Here is a 15,196-nt window from a genome sequence, read left to right as displayed (position 1 = left end):
TCAATGAAACGGGCCTCGGAAGCATGCATGCTTGCGAGGCCCGTTTTTGCTTAGGGTTCAAGACGCCGCGTCACACTCCAACCTCAAGACGGTGAAACCCACTTGAAATCGACCGGCGAACCCATTTCGATCTCCTTCGGATTCGCTTCAAGCAAACCGGTCTGCTGATCACGCTTGAAGACGTAGGCCGTGTCGCTGTTCTGATTGCCGACGATCAGCCAGTTACCTGTCGGATCGATTGCAAACTCGCGCGGCGACTTGCCGAGACTTGACTGGCGGCCAATCAGCTTCAGATGGCCGTTGGCCTGATCAACCGAGAAGATCACGATCTGGTTCGCGTCGCCCCGGTTGGTCGCATAGAGGAAACGTCCATCCGGCGAAAGATGGATCGCCGCGGCCCCCACCTGCCCCTTGAAGCCCGGCTCGGTGAGCGGCGACACCTGCAGCAGCGTGAGTCTGCCGTTGTCGTAGCGGAACGTGCTGACAGTGGCAGCCAGTTCGCTCGTCAGATACGCGTATTTGCCATCCGACCCGAACACCAGGTGACGCGGACCGCTGCCGGCCTTCACATCCGTATAACGCCACTCGGTGGGACCGAACAGACCCCGGCTGCCATCCGGCGTGTAGCGGTACGAGTACAGCTTGTCCGCGCCGAGATCCTGCGCGAACAGATACTGGCCATCCGGCGAGAACACCGTCGAATGCACATGGGAGTTGTCCTGACGACCCTTCACCGGACCACCGCCTTCATGATGCACGGTCAACACCGCCTGACCCACCTGGCCATCAGCCTGCAGCGGAAACACCGCGAAGCTGCCGCCCGGGTCCGCCGCCACCGAATAGTTCGCGGTCAGCAGATACTTGCCGTCCGGCGAAATCTTCAGATAGCACGGGTCATTGCCCTCCGACGACACCTTGTTGAGAAACGTCAACTGGCCGCTCGCCGGATCGAAACCAAACGCGCTGATGCCGCCGCGTTGCGAAGCCGGTCCATTGTCGCCAGGAAGTTCGTTGACCGAGTAGACATGGCGGCGGTCGCTGCTCACCACCACATACGACGGGTTGACCGTCTTTGCGACCGACACGGGGGTGGCCTCACCGGTCTTCGTATCGAACCGGTAGACGTAGATCCCCTCGCTTTTGCCACCCGTGTAGGTGCCGACAATCATGTCGTAGACACCGTCGGCGGGCGCCGGGCCGGCATCCTGGGCAAACGCATGGGAAGCAACTAGCGAGACCATAAGCACGAAACCTTTTATTATCGAATGGGCAGACCGGGCTGGCTGGAGAAACGCGGCCTTCCGGACAGACTGAAGCGAGGGCTGTGACGAGGGCTGTGACGAGGGCTGTGACCCGGCACTTGCGGCGACTCTGGCGCTACGATGCATGTCGACCTCCTGGACATCGGGTTATTCGGCTTTGGTGGTGTCGCTGGTCTGCCACGCGATTTGGAACGTTTTAGTTATCGGCGCAAGTATAGAAGATAGAAGCAAAGCGTTGAGCCGGATCGCGCAGCCCGCGAGGCTGGCAACCGGTGCTGGCGGGCGGTGTACCTTGGCGCCCGATGAGAACCCTCTCTCACACCGTCCCACCACTCGGAGTCTCCATGAACGTCACATTCAGTCTGGGCCCGCTTGTTTCGCTGATCGCCGGCATTCTCATTCTCGTGATGCCGCGCCTTCTGAACTACATCGTCGCGGTCTATCTGATCATCATCGGGGTCATCGGAATCTTTGGCGTAGGAGCCTCTCACTTTTGAGTTTGCGGGGCCGACGGGTGGCCCATGACGCGTCGCCCACCACCCGCGGCATGCCGCGTGCTATAGACGGCAAACGCCGCGCGGCAAGCTTCAGGGCAAATGCAAGGTAAACGTCAGGACGCACAGATCCAACCGGGCGCCTGTTGGCCTCGGCCGGTTGACGTGAAGATGGCAGCAGAAGTCGCCGCTGACCAGTTCTTCGGGACTACCCGCGTGGCTTAGCCGTTCGCGAGCTGGTCGAGCCGCAAGCGTCCCTGCAGCGACAGGCCGCCGACGGCATAATGGCCGTCACCCTCCCGATAACGCTTAAAGCAGGCGCGCTCGATCAGGAAGGAGAGAGCGGCCAGCATCCCGTTGCGGGACAGGCCCAGGCGGCCGGCATCGAGCGGCAGCATGGAATCGTCAGTGAGTTCGCTGGCGGCCGAGAGAATGGTGATGCAATCGGATTTCGACGGGTTGAGCATGGCTTTCGTCCTCGAAAACAGCGTTTGCGTGCGCGACGACCCAGCATTCCTGCACTTGCGTGCCAAATCCTCGCCCATCATTCAAAAGTCCGATTGTAGGCAGCACTTCTCAAAATGCCAATGCGAGGTTGCCCAGAATCTATTCCGACCCTGCCCGTCAGGCAGTCTGAACCAAACCGAATGCCCGAGGTCCGGTAATAACAACGTCCCGAGGTTCCAGGCGTACGCTTGACACCCTGCTACGCTCCGCTCATTCCGCTTACCCAGTCACCTATGCCCGCACTCATCGAAGACTATGCCCTCGTCGGCGACGGCCACACGGCCGCACTGATCTCCCGTGACGGTTCCGTCGACTGGCTCTGCTGGCCGCGTTTCGACTCCGGCGCGTGTTTTGCCGCACTCCTCGGCACCGAAAAGAACGGCCGCTGGCTGATCGCCCCCGTCTCCGACAAGCCGGCGAAGATCACCCGCCGCTATCGGGGCGAAACGCTGATCCTCGAGACCGACTTCGAGACCGACGAAGGCGCGGTCACCGTGATCGACTTCATGCCGCCCGGCAACGGCTGGTCGGAACTGGTGCGGATCGTGGTAGGCCGGCGCGGCACGGTGCGCATGAAGATGGAACTGGTGCTGCGCTTCGATTACGGCTTTTCGATTCCGTGGGTCAGCCGCCTGAAGCACGACAGCGGCATCAAGGCGATCGTCGGACCGGATACCGCCGTGCTGCGCACGCCGGTCGAATTGCGCGGCGAGAATATGCACACCGTCGCCGAATTCACCGTATCTCCCGGCGAACGGGTGCCATTTGCACTGGCCTATTCGCCGTCGCACCTGCGCATTCCGCCTGCCCGCGATCCGCACACAGCCCTCGCGCGCACCGAGAACCACTGGCTCGAGTGGTCGGCGCGCAGCACGGTTGAAGGCAAGTATGCCGAGCCGATCCGCCGTTCGCTGATTACCCTCAAGGCGCTCGCTTATGAGCCGACAGGCGGCATCGTGGCCGCCCCCACGACCTCCCTGCCCGAACAGCTCGGCGGCACTCGCAACTGGGACTACCGCTATTGCTGGCTGCGTGACGCCACCATCACACTGCTCGCCATGATGCGCGGCGGCTACTTCGACGAGGCGCGCGCGTGGCGTAGCTGGCTGGCTCGCGTGATGGCCGGCGCGCCCGAGCAGTTGCAGATCATGTACGGGATTAGCGGCGAGCGGCGCTTGCCCGAGTTCGAGGTGGACTGGCTGCCGGGCTACCAGGGCGCGAAGCCTGTGCGCATCGGCAATAACGCGGCCGGCCAGTTGCAGCTCGATGTGTACGGCGAAGTGATGAATGCGTTGCATCTGGCGCGGGTAGGCGGCCTGCAAGCGGACGAAACCACCTGGAACGTGCAGTGCGAGATGCTCGAACATCTGGAAACGATCTGGCAGGAGCCCGACGAAGGCATCTGGGAAACGCGTGGCGGACGCCAGCATTTCACCTTCTCGAAGGTAATGGCCTGGGTTGCGTTCGATCGCGCGATCAAGTCTGCCGAATCTTTCAATTTGCCTGGGCCGCTCGAGCACTGGCGCGAGATTCGCGAGCAGATTCACGCGCAAGTCTGCGAGAAGAGCTGGAACCCCCAGCTCAATGCCTTCACCCAGGTCTACGGCGGCGACGAACTCGACGCGAGCGTTCTGCTGTTGCCGCAGGTCGGCTTCCTGCGGCCGTCGGATCCGCGCGTGATCGGCACGCTCGCCGCCACCGAAAAATACCTGCTACGCGACGGCTTCGTGATGCGCTACCGCACCTCCGAAGTCGATGACGGCCTGCCGCCCGGCGAAGGTACCTTCCTTGCCTGCAGCTTCTGGATGGTCGACAACCTCGCGATGCAAGGGCGCGTCGCCGAAGCGGAGGAGATGTACGAACGCCTGCTCGGGCTCGTCAACGACGTCGGTCTGCTGGCCGAAGAATACGACCCGGCTGCGAAGCGCCTCGTCGGCAACTTCCCGCAGGCGTTTTCGCACGTCGCGCTGGTGCATACCGGGCTGAACCTGATGAAACACGAGCAGGAGATCGCGAAGGCGACCGGGCAACCGGCACATGATGGCGCGTCGACGGATAAAACGACCGCGGACGCTTGATGGGGCATAACGACACGCATGCGGACGAACTTGACCCTGCGGCAACCCCCGATAGCGGCACAGCAACATCGCTCGTACCATGATTTAATGACGTTTTAGCTGCTGAGGGCTCTCGCGTTGCTGCATTGCACAAATTCGCTTTGTCCGATATCATCAAGCGAGACTCTTGGCCGATAATCAAGCGCCTACAACCAAAACGGCCCGCCGCAACGCGATATGCGTGTTTGCGAAGCCCCATGCGAACCGCCCCAACACCGGAGCGCCCATGCTCTATCAATTGCACGAATTCCAGCGGGCTCTGCTCAGCCCGCTGACCGCCTGGGCCCAGGCCGCGTCGAAATCCTTCGCGAACCCGGCCAGCCCTTTCGCCTATGTCCCAGGCGCCACTCGTCTTTCCGCCGGTTACGAATTGCTCTACCGGCTGGGTAAAGACTACGAAAAACCCGAATTCAATCTGCACCAGATTGTTAAAGATGGTCATAACATCCCGATCATCGAACAAACAATCATCGAGAAGCCGTTCTGCCGTCTGCTGCGCTTCAAGCGTTTCGCTGACGACAGCGCCGCTGTCAGCCAACTGAAAGACGAGCCGATCGTACTGGTGTGCGCGCCGCTCTCCGGCCACCACTCCACGCTGCTGCGCGACACGGTGCGCACCCTGCTACAGGATCACAAGGTGTACATCACCGACTGGATCGACGCACGCATGGTGTCGCTCGAAGAAGGCGCGTTCCATCTCGACGATTACGTTGCTTACATTCAGGAATTCATCCGTCACATTGGCGCAAAAGATCTGCACGTGATCTCCGTGTGCCAGCCGACGGTGCCGGTGCTGGCCGCCATTTCGCTGATGGCGAGCCGCGGCGAAGAAACGCCGCGCACGATGACGATGATGGGTGGCCCGATTGACGCGCGCAAGAGCCCGACCTCGGTCAACTCGCTTGCCACCCAACACTCGTTCGAATGGTTCGACAACAACGTGATCTACACGGTGCCGCCGAACTATCCGGGCGTCGGGCGCAAAGTCTATCCGGGCTTCCTGCAGCACACGGGTTTTGTGGCCATGAATCCGGAGCGGCACGCAGCCTCGCACTGGGATTACTACCAGAGCCTCTTGCGTGGCGACGAAGACGACGCCGAAGCGCACCGCCGCTTCTATGACGAGTACAACGCTGTGCTCGACATGGACGCTGACTACTACCTCGACACGATCCGCGTGGTCTTCCAGGAATTCCGCCTGGCCGAAGGCACCTGGGATGTGGCGGGCGAACGCGTGCGGCCGCAGGACATCAAGAAGACCGCCCTCTTCACGATCGAAGGCGAGCTCGACGACATCTCCGGCGATGGCCAGACGCGCGCCGCGCAAGATCTGTGCAGCGGCATTCCGGCGGAGCACAAGCAGCATTTCACCGCAGAAAAGTGCGGCCACTACGGCATTTTCTCGGGCCGCCGCTGGCGCACCATCATTTACCCGCAACTGCGCGACTTCATCCTCGCACACAACAAAAGCCCGAAGGTTGCGAAGGAAAAAGTCGAAGCCTGAACGCGACTGCGCAGGGCGGTCCGGGTAAACCGGGACGTCACCCAGAAGGTTGCGCGCGCATCAAATGCAAACAACGGCCCCTGCGGGGGCCGTTGCTGTTTTGAGACTCGTGACTGTACGCGCAGCGTCGCTCCGTACACATGCACCCTGATCGCGCGCTTCTTGCCGCCAAAAACGCGGTGTGTGGCGTTTAATGCCTGGTGCAGCGCCTGGTTTTAACGCCTAAGCAGATACGCGAGCAGCAACTCGGTGTTCATCTGTATCACCTCACTGCGCTCGGAAGCAGTACTGAAATCGCGGCCGAGCGTCGCCTCCAGCGTGAAGCGATTCGACACGATGTAGTAGCCCATGCCCGAGAGCGTGACGTAAAAACGCAGTGGGTCGACATTGGTACGGAACAGGCCGGCGCGCTGGCCGCGCTCCAGGATGCTGCCCAGCGTCGCAACAATCGGCGAGATCATTTCCCGAATGCGCGTGGACTTTTGCATATAGCGCGCTTCGTGCAGGTTCTCGTTATTGATGAGACGCAGCAGCTCCGGGTGATCCCGGTAGTAGTCCCACACAAAATGCGCAAGACGCGTAATGGCCTCGACCGGCGCAATACCGTTCAATTCCAGCGTGCGTTCTGCCTCGTTCAACGCGCCAAAGGCGTGTTCGAGCACAGCCGTGAATAGCTGCTCCTTACTACCGAAGTAGTAATAGAGCATTCGTTCATTGGTTTCTGCGCGGCGGGCGATCTGGTCGACGCGTGCGCCGAACAAACCACCATTTGCAAATTCCTCAGCTGCCGCGAGCAGAATACGGCGCCGGGTGCCTTCAGGATCTCTTTTGATTTTCGGCTGATTCATGGTGGCATCATCGTGAGCCGCGTTATCCGGATCGCGCCGCCGGCCTCTCCTCGGGGCCTTGCACCGACAGCGTTAGCGGGCGCGCCATGGTTGGGGGACACCCTCCTGCGGTCTTTCGAAAAAGCGCTTCGATTATGGCACATGGTTTGACAATCGCAATCGGGGAAATCGGCGATAATGTGCTATTTCCCCTACGCCTGACGGAGTCAGCTAATTCGTACTGCTCCCGTCTGCCGCCAGGCGCCCCGGTGGCCTCTGCCGGCAAGCCTGACTGTCGTGACACTGTGACCGATTCCATAACACTCGCAGACCGCATCGAAGATCTGCTTCCCCAGACACAATGTACGAAGTGCGGCTATGCAGCATGCCGGCCGTACGCCGAAGCGGTAGCCGTTGGCACAGCCAACTACAACCAGTGCCCGCCGGGCGGTGCCGAAGGCGTGGCGCGGCTGGCCGTCCTGCTCGGCAAGCCATTGATCCCGCTTAATCCCGCCAATGGCGTTGAACGACCACGGCCTTTGGCGGTAATCGACGAGAGTCTGTGCATCGGCTGCACACTGTGCATGCAAGCGTGTCCGGTAGACGCGATCCTTGGCGCACCGAAGCAGATGCATACGGTGATCGAGGCGCTGTGCACCGGCTGCGACCTGTGCGTCGCGCCCTGCCCGGTCGACTGCATTGCGATGGTGCCCGTCACGGGCGTTGCAACCGGCTGGGATGCATGGACCGAAGAACAGGCCAAGGCCGCCCGCGAACGCCACGACCAGCGCGAGGCGCGTCTCGAGCGCGAACGCAATGCTTCAGAAGCACGCGTGGCGGCGCGCCGGGCAGCGAGTAGCGCAGCCCACGAGCCTGCCGCTGCCGTGACCGCTACGCAGGCCGGTGTGTCAGGACCTGCCGCCGGCACTTCTTCCGACGACGTCGACGCCAGGAAACGCGCGATCATCCAGGCCGCGCTCGAACGCGCTCGCCAGAAGAAGCAAGAACTGGCCGCCAAAGGCACCGGTCCGCAAAACACGGAGCGCGTGAGTGCCGACGTGCAAGCCCAGATCGACGCCGCGGAAGCCCGCCGCCGACGCCTCGGCATCGAAGCCGCTGAGCCGGCGCAAGCAGCGCCAGCCGACGAGGCTCCCATCACGCCTCGTGCACCCAAACCCTGATCACCCGCCCCGGTATGAACGCGAACAAACGCCGCGCCATCTACGAGACGCTTCAGAGCCTCAACCCGCATCCCACAACCGAACTCGAATACACCACGCCGTTTGAACTGCTGATCGCGGTGATGCTGTCCGCGCAAGCGACCGACGTGTCGGTCAACAAGGCGATGCGCAAGATGTTCCCGGTCGCGAACACGCCGCAACAGGTGTTCGCTCTCGGCGAAGAAGGCGTGGCCGACTACGTCAAGACCATCGGCCTCTATCGGACCAAGGCGAAGAACGTCATCGCAACCTGCCGCATTCTGCTCGATCAGTACGACGGCGTGGTGCCGGACGACCGCGAGGCGCTCGAAAGTCTGCCGGGGGTCGGCCGCAAGACGGCCAATGTGGTGCTGAACACGGCCTTCGGCCATCCGACCATCGCGGTCGACACGCACATCTTTCGGGTTGCGAATCGAACTGGCCTGGCGCCGGGCAAGGACGTGCGCGCGGTCGAAGCGGCGCTGGAGAAATTCACGCCCGCCGAGTTCCTGCAGGATGCGCATCACTGGTTGATCCTGCACGGACGTTATGTCTGCAAGGCGCGCCGGCCCGAATGCTGGCATTGTGTAATCGAGCCGCTGTGCGAGTTCAGGCCGAAGACACCGCCGCCTGATCTGTAAGCATCGCGGAGTTTCCGGCAAAGCAACGCCACTGGCCCTTTGCCAAGGCCGCGTACCAGCACGACACCCGCCCCCGGCGTAAAATGACCGCTTGCCGTCGCGCACAGGGTTCGCCCTTCATGCGCGCACCCTTCAATACCGCTTCCAGTCCACGATGTTCAATCCCAGCCGCGACGAAGTCCGAAGCTTTTTCACCGAGACCTGGCGCAAGCAGCGCGAAGGCGCGATCCTGACACCGCTCGAGGCCATCGCCGCCGACTGGATCGTCGAACACCCCGAATACCATGCCGAATTGACGGAGGGCGACGCCGCGTCTGCTCAGGACTACTCGCCGGAGCGCGGCCAGACCAACCCGTTCCTGCATCTGTCGATGCATCTGGCGATCAGTGAACAGTTGTCGATCGATCAACCGCCCGGCATTCGCGCCGCCCACGAGCGCCTTGCCGCCCGTCTCGGCTCGACCCATGACGCGCAGCACGCGATCATGGAGTGCCTCGGGGAAACCCTGTGGGAAGCGCAGCGCAGCGGCACACCGCCCGACACTGACGCCTACCTGCAGCGTATCGAACGTCGCGCCTCGCGCGACTGACACGGCCCGTCGTTAGCGTGGCCGTAGTGCCAGGATCCATGAGTTCCAGTATCCCAGGTCCGCCCCAAAGCGAAACACCCCGCAAAGCGGGGTGTTTTCATATCAGCGAAGCCACGCGAAGCGGGAGCTAAGACGCTTACTTCTTCTCGACCAGATTGCCGCTCAGCGATTCGATGTACGCCGCGATGTCCTTCATATCGCTTTGCGAAAGGCTTTGCACCTGGGCCTGCATGATCGCGTTGTTGCGTCCGAAGTGCGGGTTGCCGTTGCCCATCTGATACTGGCGCAGCGCCCAATAGATATAGTCGGAATGCTGGCCTGCGAGCCTTGGATATTCCGGGCTCACCGGATTGTTGAGGTTCACACCATGGCAGGCTGCGCAGTTGTGCGCGTCGGCCAGCACCTTGCCGTTGCCGGCGTCGGCGGCATGCGCCACGTTGGCTGCTGCCAGACCGAGCAATGCCGCCGCTGCACATGCAGCCTTGAACATCTTATGGAGTGCCAGTTGAGGCTTCTTCATGAATTCTCCTGTCCCGCGAAAGTAAATAGCCGAATGACTGGATGGATGACCGCAGCCGATTACTTGTCGGGATTGCTTTTCGAAGCGGGGGTCTGCGCCGCATAGTACGCAGCGATGTCGGCAATGTCCTGGTCCGACAGCGACGCAGTGATGGCGTGCATCGTCTCGAAGTGACGGTCGCCCTTCTTGTATTCGTGCAGCGCGTTCTCAAGGTACGCCTGATTCTGGCCGCCGAGGATAGGCACCCGGTAGACCTCCGGGTACGCCGTGCGGTATTCGGGAATGCCGTGGCAGCCAATACACATCGCGACCTTGCCCTGACCTGCCTTGGCGTTGCCGACGACATCCGCTGCCTGCGCACTGGCCGCGTAGCCCGCTAGCACCGACAGCGCTGCGATTACGACGTGTTTGCCGACGAATTTATTCATAGCATGTAACCTGGCTTGAGGGGAAACGGACGCCCGAAAGGCAACGGCCTGCACCATTCTTCTTTTAGGGTTGCCACGCAGGCCAAAAAAATCGGGCTAATTGTACCGCGACGCCGCCGCGGGCGTCCACCGGGCGGGAGGCGCGGCCCGGCGCGCCTCCCCGCTCGCCACCGGCCGCCCTCGCGCGCCGCCCGTCCACCGGGCCGCGCACGCGGCAGCCGGTGCGGATGACACCATACGCCAGCCCGTCACAGCCCAACAGGGCTTCTGACTTATACTGGAATTTTTCCCCGAAAGAGCGTCTCGCCATGCGTTTCGAAGGCTCATCGCAATACGTCGCCACCGACGACCTCAAGCTCGCGGTCAACGCCGCGATGACCCTGCAGCGCCCGCTCCTCATCAAAGGGGAGCCCGGCACGGGCAAAACGATGCTCGCCGAGGAAGTGGCGGCAGCCCTCGACATGCCGCTCTTGCAATGGCATATCAAGTCCACCACGAAGGCGCAGCAAGGCCTGTATGAATACGACGCGGTATCGCGCCTGCGCGATTCGCAGCTTGGCGATGAGCGCGTCAAGGACATCCGCAACTACATCGTCAAGGGCGTGCTGTGGCAGGCGTTTGAAGCGGACCAGCAGACCGTGCTGCTGATCGACGAGATCGACAAGGCCGACATCGAATTCCCCAACGACCTGCTGCGCGAACTCGACCGTATGGAGTTCTACGTCTACGAGACGCACGAACTGGTGCGCGCGAAGCACCGCCCGCTCGTCATCATCACGTCGAACAACGAGAAGGAACTGCCGGACGCGTTCCTGCGCCGCTGCTTCTTCCACTACATCAAGTTCCCGGACCCGGTGACGATGCAGCAGATCGTCGAAGTGCATTTCCCCAATATCAAGAAGGACTTGCTGAGCGCGGCGATGGCGAGCTTTTTCGAACTGCGCAACGTGTCGGGGTTGAAGAAGAAGCCGTCCACCTCGGAACTGCTTGACTGGCTGAAGCTGCTGCTCGCCGAAGACATTCCGCCCGAAGCGTTGCGCTCATCGGACAACAAGCAGATCATTCCACCGCTGCATGGCGCGCTCCTGAAGAACGAGCAGGACGTGAGCCTGTTCGAGCGGCTCATTTTCATGAACCGCAACAACCGTTGAAACTGGCGCGTGCGCGGGAAACGGGAAGCGCACGCCATACGCCGCCACGCCGGACGCCCAACGCGCCGCGTGCGCTGACGAGAGAGGAAACCGCATGCTGATCGACTTCTTTTATTCGTTGCGCGCGGCCAGGTTGCCAGTCTCCGTGAAGGAGTACCTGACGCTGCTCGAAGCACTGAAAGCGAACGTGATCGCGCCGTCGCTCGATGAGTTCTACTACCTTGCCCGCCTGACGCTGGTGAAAGACGAGCAGTATTTCGATAAGTTCGACCAGGCATTCGGCGCGTATTTCAAAGGCGTGGCAACGAAGTCCGAACTGGCGCTCGACGTGCCGCTCGACTGGCTGAAAAAGAAGCTGGAGCGCGACCTGTCGCCGGAAGAAAAAGCGCAAATCGAAGCGATGGGCGGCCTCGACAAGCTGATGGACCGTCTGAAAGAGCTGTTCGACGAGCAGAAGGACCGCCACGAAGGCGGCAACAAATGGATCGGCACGGGCGGCACGTCGCCGTTCGGGAACGGCGGCTATAACCCGGAAGGCATCCGCATTGGCGGCGAGTCGAGCGGCAACCGCACTGGTGTAAAGGTTTGGGAAGCGCGCGCCTACCGCGACTACGACGACCAGGTGGAGATCGGCACACGCAACATCAAGGTCGCCCTGCGGCGGCTGCGGCGCTTCGCGCGCGAAGGCGCCGCCGAAGAGCTCGATCTGCCCGACACAATCCGCAGCACCGCGGCCAACGCCGGCTGGCTCGATCTGAAGATGGTGCCGGAGCGCCACAACAACGTGAAGGTGCTGATGCTGCTCGACGTGGGCGGCTCGATGGACGACCACATCAAGCGCACCGAGGAGCTGTTCTCCGCGGCCAAGGCCGAGTTCAAGCACCTCGAGTTCTATTACTTCCACAATTGCGTGTACGACTTCCTGTGGAAAAACAACCGCCGCCGTCATTCGGAACGCATGCCCACATGGGACGTGCTGCACAAGTTCACGCCGGAGTACAAGCTGATCTTCGTCGGCGACGCCACCATGAGTCCATACGAAGTGTTGCAGCCGGGCGGCTCGGTGGAATACAACAATCCTGAGGCAGGCGCGGTGTGGTTGCGGCGCCTGGCGGACCATTTTCCGCGTCATGCATGGCTGAATCCCGAGCCTGAGGGCCTATGGGAATACCGGCAATCCGTGTCGGTGATTCGCGAAGTGCTCGGCCATAGGATGTATCCTCTTACCCTCGCCGGCCTTGAAACAGCGATGCGTGCGTTGAGCAAATAAGCTTCATTAATGAGCCGGGCAAATAACCCGGCTCATTGAGTCCAGTCAGTCAAAGCTCTGCAAATCAGCTGGGCAATGCGTAGCGCCAGCAAGACCTTACCCAAAAGAAACTGAGACCTTCTGCATGAATTCCCCTTCGTCGCCCGAACTGTCCCCTTCCGCCGCACCGCCCGCGCGCCTTCGGCCGTTCTCGGACACGTCGCTATCGGCCGTGGTAGCCGGCTTCGTCGCGATGATGACGGGCTATACCAGCTCGCTCGTGCTGATGTTCCAGGCGGGCCAGGCGGCACATCTGTCCGACGCGCAGATTTCCTCGTGGATCTGGGCGCTTTCGATTGGCATGGCGCTGTGCACGATCGGTCTGTCGCTGCGCTTTCGCGCGCCGATTGTGATCGCGTGGTCGACGCCCGGCGCCGCGCTGCTGGTCTCTTCCTTGCCGCATGTGGCGTATCCGGAGGCGATTGGCGCATTTATCGTCTGCGCGCTGCTCCTGACCGTGGTTGGTCTGACCGGCTGGTTCGACACGCTGATGAAAAAGATTCCGGCGGGGATCGCCTCCGCGCTACTGGCGGGCATCCTGTTCGAGATCGGCATCGAAATCTTCCGCGCTGCGCAATTCCAGACCGCGCTGGTGCTGGCAATGTTCTTCACGTATCTCGTTCTCAAGCGTCTCGCGCCCCGCTATGCGATCGTGACCACGCTGATCGTCGGCACGGCGGTGGCCGGCGGCCTCGGCCTGCTCGACTTCAGCCGCTTTCATGTGGCCCTCGCACGACCGGTGCTGACCCTGCCCACCTTCTCGGTCGCGGCAATCGTCAGCATCGGCATTCCGCTGTTTGTGGTCGCGATGGCCTCGCAGAACGTGCCGGGCATCGCCGTGCTGCGCGCCGACGGCTATACGACGCCGTCCGCCCCGCTGATCGCCACCACCGGCATCGCCTCGCTGCTGCTCGCGCCGTTTGGCTCGCACGGCATCAATCTTGCGGCGATTACCGCAGCCATCTGTACCGGCCCCGAAGCCCACGAGGATCGCAACAAGCGCTACACCGCCGCCGTCTGGGCGGGTGTGTTTTACCTGATCGCCGGAATTTTCGGCGCGACCATCGCCGCCCTGTTCGCCTCGCTACCCAAGGCGCTGGTGGTGTCGGTGGCGGCGCTCGCGCTATTCGGCTCGATCATGAGCGGTCTGGCCAACGCGATGCAGGATCTGAAACAGCGCGAAGCGGCGCTGGTCACCTTCATGGTGACCGCCTCCGGCCTCACGCTGCTGTCGATCGGCTCGGCCTTCTGGGGGCTGGTGGCGGGCGTGCTGACGCAGCTTGTGTTGAACGCGCGGCGCACCTGAGCGAAGTCTGGAAATGCGGTCCGGAAACGCAGCCTGGACGCAGCTCTGACCAGAGCCAGAGTCTCAGCGAAGGCTGAACGGATCGGCAGAGGCGCGGTTTTGAAGCCTCATCATCCGATCCGCCATAGAATAGAAGTACCGGGCGGCGTTCCTGGCAGGATCATGGGAGTGCCGCAGCGTGAAATGCTGCCGCCGGAGCAACCGCCCCCGGTTACCCCTGCGGCACCCTCCACCTTTGGACCATTGCGCTTGTGCGCCTTGAAGGCTCGACATGACTACCGCACTCGATCAACTCAAGCAATTCACGACCGTCGTCGCCGATACCGGTGACTTCCAGCAACTCGCCCAATACAAGCCGCGAGACGCGACCACCAACCCGTCGCTGATCCTCAAGGCCGTGCAGAAAGACGACTACCGTCCGCTGCTCGAAAAAACCGTGCGCGACCACGCGTCAAAGCCGATTGGCGCGATTATCGACAACCTGCTGATCGCCTTTGGCACCGAAATCCTCAAGATCATCCCGGGCCGCGTCTCGACCGAAGTCGACGCGCGCCTGTCGTTCGACGTCAAGGGCTCGATCGCCAAGGGTCACGAACTGATCAAACTGTACGAAGCCGCCGGCATCGGCCGCGAGCGCATCCTCATCAAGCTAGCCTCCACGTGGGAAGGGATCCGCGCGGCCGAACAACTGCAGAAAGACGGCATCCACTGCAACATGACGCTGCTGTTCTCGCTCGCCCAGGCATCCGCCGCCGCCGAAGCGGGCGCGCAACTGATCTCGCCGTTCGTGGGCCGCATTTACGACTGGTACAAGAAGAACGCCGGCAGCGCGTGGGACGAGGCGAAGGACGGTGGCGCGAACGATCCGGGCGTGCAATCGGTGCGCCGCATCTATGCGTACTACAAGAAATTCGGCTACAAGACGGAGGTGATGGGCGCGAGCTTCCGCACGCCAGGTCAGGTCCTCGAACTGGCGGGCTGCGACCTGCTGACGATCAGCCCCGACCTGCTGCAAAAGCTGCAGGACAGCACCGACAAGGTGGAGCGCAAGCTGTCGCCGGAACTGGGCCAGGGTGCGAATATTGAACGCGTGCCGGTCGACGAGTCGACGTTCCGCTTCCTCGTCAACGACGAAGCCATGGCCACCGAAAAGCTCGCCGAAGGCATCCGCGCGTTCGCGGCTGACGCCGTCAAGCTGGAAAAACTGATCGAAGGGCTGCGTTAAAGCCTGCCTCCCCCGTGGCTTGATAGATCCTATGTGGGCAGGGGACTCGCCGGCGAACTGATATGTAGAATCAGCGCGTCGAGTCCTGTTCAATGGAGAACATCATGCGCACGGATC

At 62.0% G+C, this 15,196-nt stretch carries 15 protein-coding genes; 10 read left to right on the top strand and 5 right to left on the bottom strand.

Going from position 1 to position 15,196, the window contains the following annotated elements; all coding sequences use genetic code 11:
• Positions 1-83: 83 nt before the first annotated feature.
• On the bottom strand, positions 84-1,241 hold the full coding sequence (locus P3T40_RS40805; RefSeq protein ID WP_429273365.1) for a lactonase family protein: 1,158 nt from the start codon (positions 1,239-1,241) through the stop codon (positions 84-86).
• Positions 1,242-1,606: 365 nt separating this feature from the next.
• Between P3T40_RS40805 and P3T40_RS40800 the strand changes: the two genes are divergently transcribed.
• Positions 1,607-1,759 carry a DUF3096 domain-containing protein gene (locus P3T40_RS40800; RefSeq protein WP_429273364.1) on the top strand — a complete coding sequence of 51 codons (153 nt, stop codon included), beginning with the start codon at positions 1,607-1,609 and terminating at the stop codon, positions 1,757-1,759.
• A 218-nt stretch (positions 1,760-1,977) separates the two neighbouring features.
• Here the strand turns inward: P3T40_RS40800 and P3T40_RS40795 are convergent, their stop codons facing one another.
• The gene (locus tag P3T40_RS40795) at positions 1,978-2,223 is read right to left on the bottom strand and encodes a hypothetical protein (protein WP_429273363.1); all 246 of its coding nucleotides are present in this window, start codon (positions 2,221-2,223) and stop codon (positions 1,978-1,980) included.
• 273 nt (positions 2,224-2,496) lie between these two features.
• On the opposite strand from P3T40_RS40795, the gene P3T40_RS40790 reads away from it, so the two are divergent.
• Positions 2,497-4,341 (top strand): glycoside hydrolase family 15 protein, encoded by a 1,845-nt coding sequence (locus tag P3T40_RS40790; RefSeq protein ID WP_429273362.1) that lies wholly within the window; start codon positions 2,497-2,499, stop codon positions 4,339-4,341.
• A 265-nt stretch (positions 4,342-4,606) separates the two neighbouring features.
• Positions 4,607-5,884: a polyhydroxyalkanoate depolymerase gene (locus tag P3T40_RS40785; RefSeq protein WP_429273361.1), complete on the top strand. Its 1,278-nt coding sequence runs from the start codon at positions 4,607-4,609 to the stop codon at positions 5,882-5,884.
• A 215-nt stretch (positions 5,885-6,099) separates the two neighbouring features.
• On the opposite strand, the gene P3T40_RS40780 is transcribed toward P3T40_RS40785, so the two are convergent.
• Positions 6,100-6,732, bottom strand: coding sequence for a TetR family transcriptional regulator (locus P3T40_RS40780; RefSeq protein ID WP_429273360.1), 633 nt, complete (start codon positions 6,730-6,732; stop codon positions 6,100-6,102).
• Between the two features lie 284 nt (positions 6,733-7,016).
• On the opposite strand from P3T40_RS40780, the gene rsxB reads away from it, so the two are divergent.
• The 3 genes from rsxB to P3T40_RS40765 all read left to right on the top strand — a co-directional run bounded on the left by rsxB (position 7,017) and on the right by P3T40_RS40765 (position 9,140).
• Positions 7,017-7,892: an electron transport complex subunit RsxB gene (rsxB, locus tag P3T40_RS40775; protein ID WP_429273359.1), complete on the top strand. Its 876-nt coding sequence runs from the start codon at positions 7,017-7,019 to the stop codon at positions 7,890-7,892.
• A 14-nt stretch (positions 7,893-7,906) separates the two neighbouring features.
• Positions 7,907-8,551, top strand: coding sequence for an endonuclease III (nth, locus tag P3T40_RS40770; RefSeq protein WP_429273358.1), 645 nt, complete (start codon positions 7,907-7,909; stop codon positions 8,549-8,551).
• Positions 8,552-8,705: 154 nt separating this feature from the next.
• Positions 8,706-9,140: a DUF1841 family protein gene (locus P3T40_RS40765; RefSeq protein ID WP_429273357.1), complete on the top strand. Its 435-nt coding sequence runs from the start codon at positions 8,706-8,708 to the stop codon at positions 9,138-9,140.
• Between the two features lie 136 nt (positions 9,141-9,276).
• Here P3T40_RS40765 and P3T40_RS40760 read toward each other — a convergent pair whose 3' ends face one another.
• Complete coding sequence (locus P3T40_RS40760) at positions 9,277-9,660, bottom strand: c-type cytochrome (protein ID WP_429273356.1); 384 nt, start codon at positions 9,658-9,660, stop codon at positions 9,277-9,279.
• Between the two features lie 59 nt (positions 9,661-9,719).
• On the bottom strand, positions 9,720-10,088 hold the full coding sequence (locus P3T40_RS40755) for a c-type cytochrome (RefSeq protein WP_429273355.1): 369 nt from the start codon (positions 10,086-10,088) through the stop codon (positions 9,720-9,722).
• A gap of 308 nt (positions 10,089-10,396) precedes the next feature.
• Here P3T40_RS40755 and P3T40_RS40750 point away from each other — a divergent pair, with 308 nt between their 5' ends.
• The 4 genes from P3T40_RS40750 (at position 10,397) to tal (ending at position 15,079) form a co-directional block, all read left to right on the top strand.
• Entirely contained in the window at positions 10,397-11,239 is an 843-nt protein-coding gene (locus P3T40_RS40750; RefSeq protein WP_429273354.1) for an AAA family ATPase, read from the top strand.
• Positions 11,240-11,333: 94 nt separating this feature from the next.
• The gene (locus P3T40_RS40745; RefSeq protein ID WP_429273353.1) at positions 11,334-12,509 is read left to right on the top strand and encodes a vWA domain-containing protein; all 1,176 of its coding nucleotides are present in this window, start codon (positions 11,334-11,336) and stop codon (positions 12,507-12,509) included.
• A 124-nt stretch (positions 12,510-12,633) separates the two neighbouring features.
• Entirely contained in the window at positions 12,634-13,854 is a 1,221-nt protein-coding gene (locus tag P3T40_RS40740) for a benzoate/H(+) symporter BenE family transporter (protein ID WP_429273352.1), read from the top strand.
• A gap of 271 nt (positions 13,855-14,125) precedes the next feature.
• Positions 14,126-15,079 (top strand): transaldolase, encoded by a 954-nt coding sequence (gene tal, locus P3T40_RS40735; protein ID WP_429273351.1) that lies wholly within the window; start codon positions 14,126-14,128, stop codon positions 15,077-15,079.
• Positions 15,080-15,196: the final 117 nt, after the last annotated feature.

It is taken from the genome of Paraburkholderia sp. EB58, from assembly GCF_050436665.1.
Classification (GTDB): Bacteria; Pseudomonadota; Gammaproteobacteria; order Burkholderiales; family Burkholderiaceae; genus Paraburkholderia.
The sequence above is the reverse complement of the archived record's forward strand: the minus strand, read 5'-3'. Positions and strand labels throughout refer to the sequence as shown.

Excerpts from the sequence above, each read along its gene's own strand:
- P3T40_RS40805 (WP_429273365.1), bottom strand. The coding sequence starts at position 1,241 with ATGGTCTCGCTAGTTGCTTCCCATGCGTTTGCCCAGGATGCCGGCCCG.
- P3T40_RS40800 (WP_429273364.1), top strand. The coding sequence starts at position 1,607 with ATGAACGTCACATTCAGTCTGGGCCCGCTTGTTTCGCTGATCGCCGGC.
- P3T40_RS40795 (WP_429273363.1), bottom strand. The coding sequence starts at position 2,223 with ATGCTCAACCCGTCGAAATCCGATTGCATCACCATTCTCTCGGCCGCC.
- P3T40_RS40790 (WP_429273362.1), top strand. The coding sequence starts at position 2,497 with ATGCCCGCACTCATCGAAGACTATGCCCTCGTCGGCGACGGCCACACG.
- P3T40_RS40785 (WP_429273361.1), top strand. The coding sequence starts at position 4,607 with ATGCTCTATCAATTGCACGAATTCCAGCGGGCTCTGCTCAGCCCGCTG.
- P3T40_RS40780 (WP_429273360.1), bottom strand. The coding sequence starts at position 6,732 with ATGAATCAGCCGAAAATCAAAAGAGATCCTGAAGGCACCCGGCGCCGT.
- nth (WP_429273358.1), top strand. The coding sequence starts at position 7,907 with ATGAACGCGAACAAACGCCGCGCCATCTACGAGACGCTTCAGAGCCTC.
- P3T40_RS40765 (WP_429273357.1), top strand. The coding sequence starts at position 8,706 with ATGTTCAATCCCAGCCGCGACGAAGTCCGAAGCTTTTTCACCGAGACC.
- P3T40_RS40760 (WP_429273356.1), bottom strand. The coding sequence starts at position 9,660 with ATGAAGAAGCCTCAACTGGCACTCCATAAGATGTTCAAGGCTGCATGT.
- P3T40_RS40755 (WP_429273355.1), bottom strand. The coding sequence starts at position 10,088 with ATGAATAAATTCGTCGGCAAACACGTCGTAATCGCAGCGCTGTCGGTG.
- P3T40_RS40750 (WP_429273354.1), top strand. The coding sequence starts at position 10,397 with ATGCGTTTCGAAGGCTCATCGCAATACGTCGCCACCGACGACCTCAAG.
- P3T40_RS40745 (WP_429273353.1), top strand. The coding sequence starts at position 11,334 with ATGCTGATCGACTTCTTTTATTCGTTGCGCGCGGCCAGGTTGCCAGTC.
- P3T40_RS40740 (WP_429273352.1), top strand. The coding sequence starts at position 12,634 with ATGAATTCCCCTTCGTCGCCCGAACTGTCCCCTTCCGCCGCACCGCCC.
- tal (WP_429273351.1), top strand. The coding sequence starts at position 14,126 with ATGACTACCGCACTCGATCAACTCAAGCAATTCACGACCGTCGTCGCC.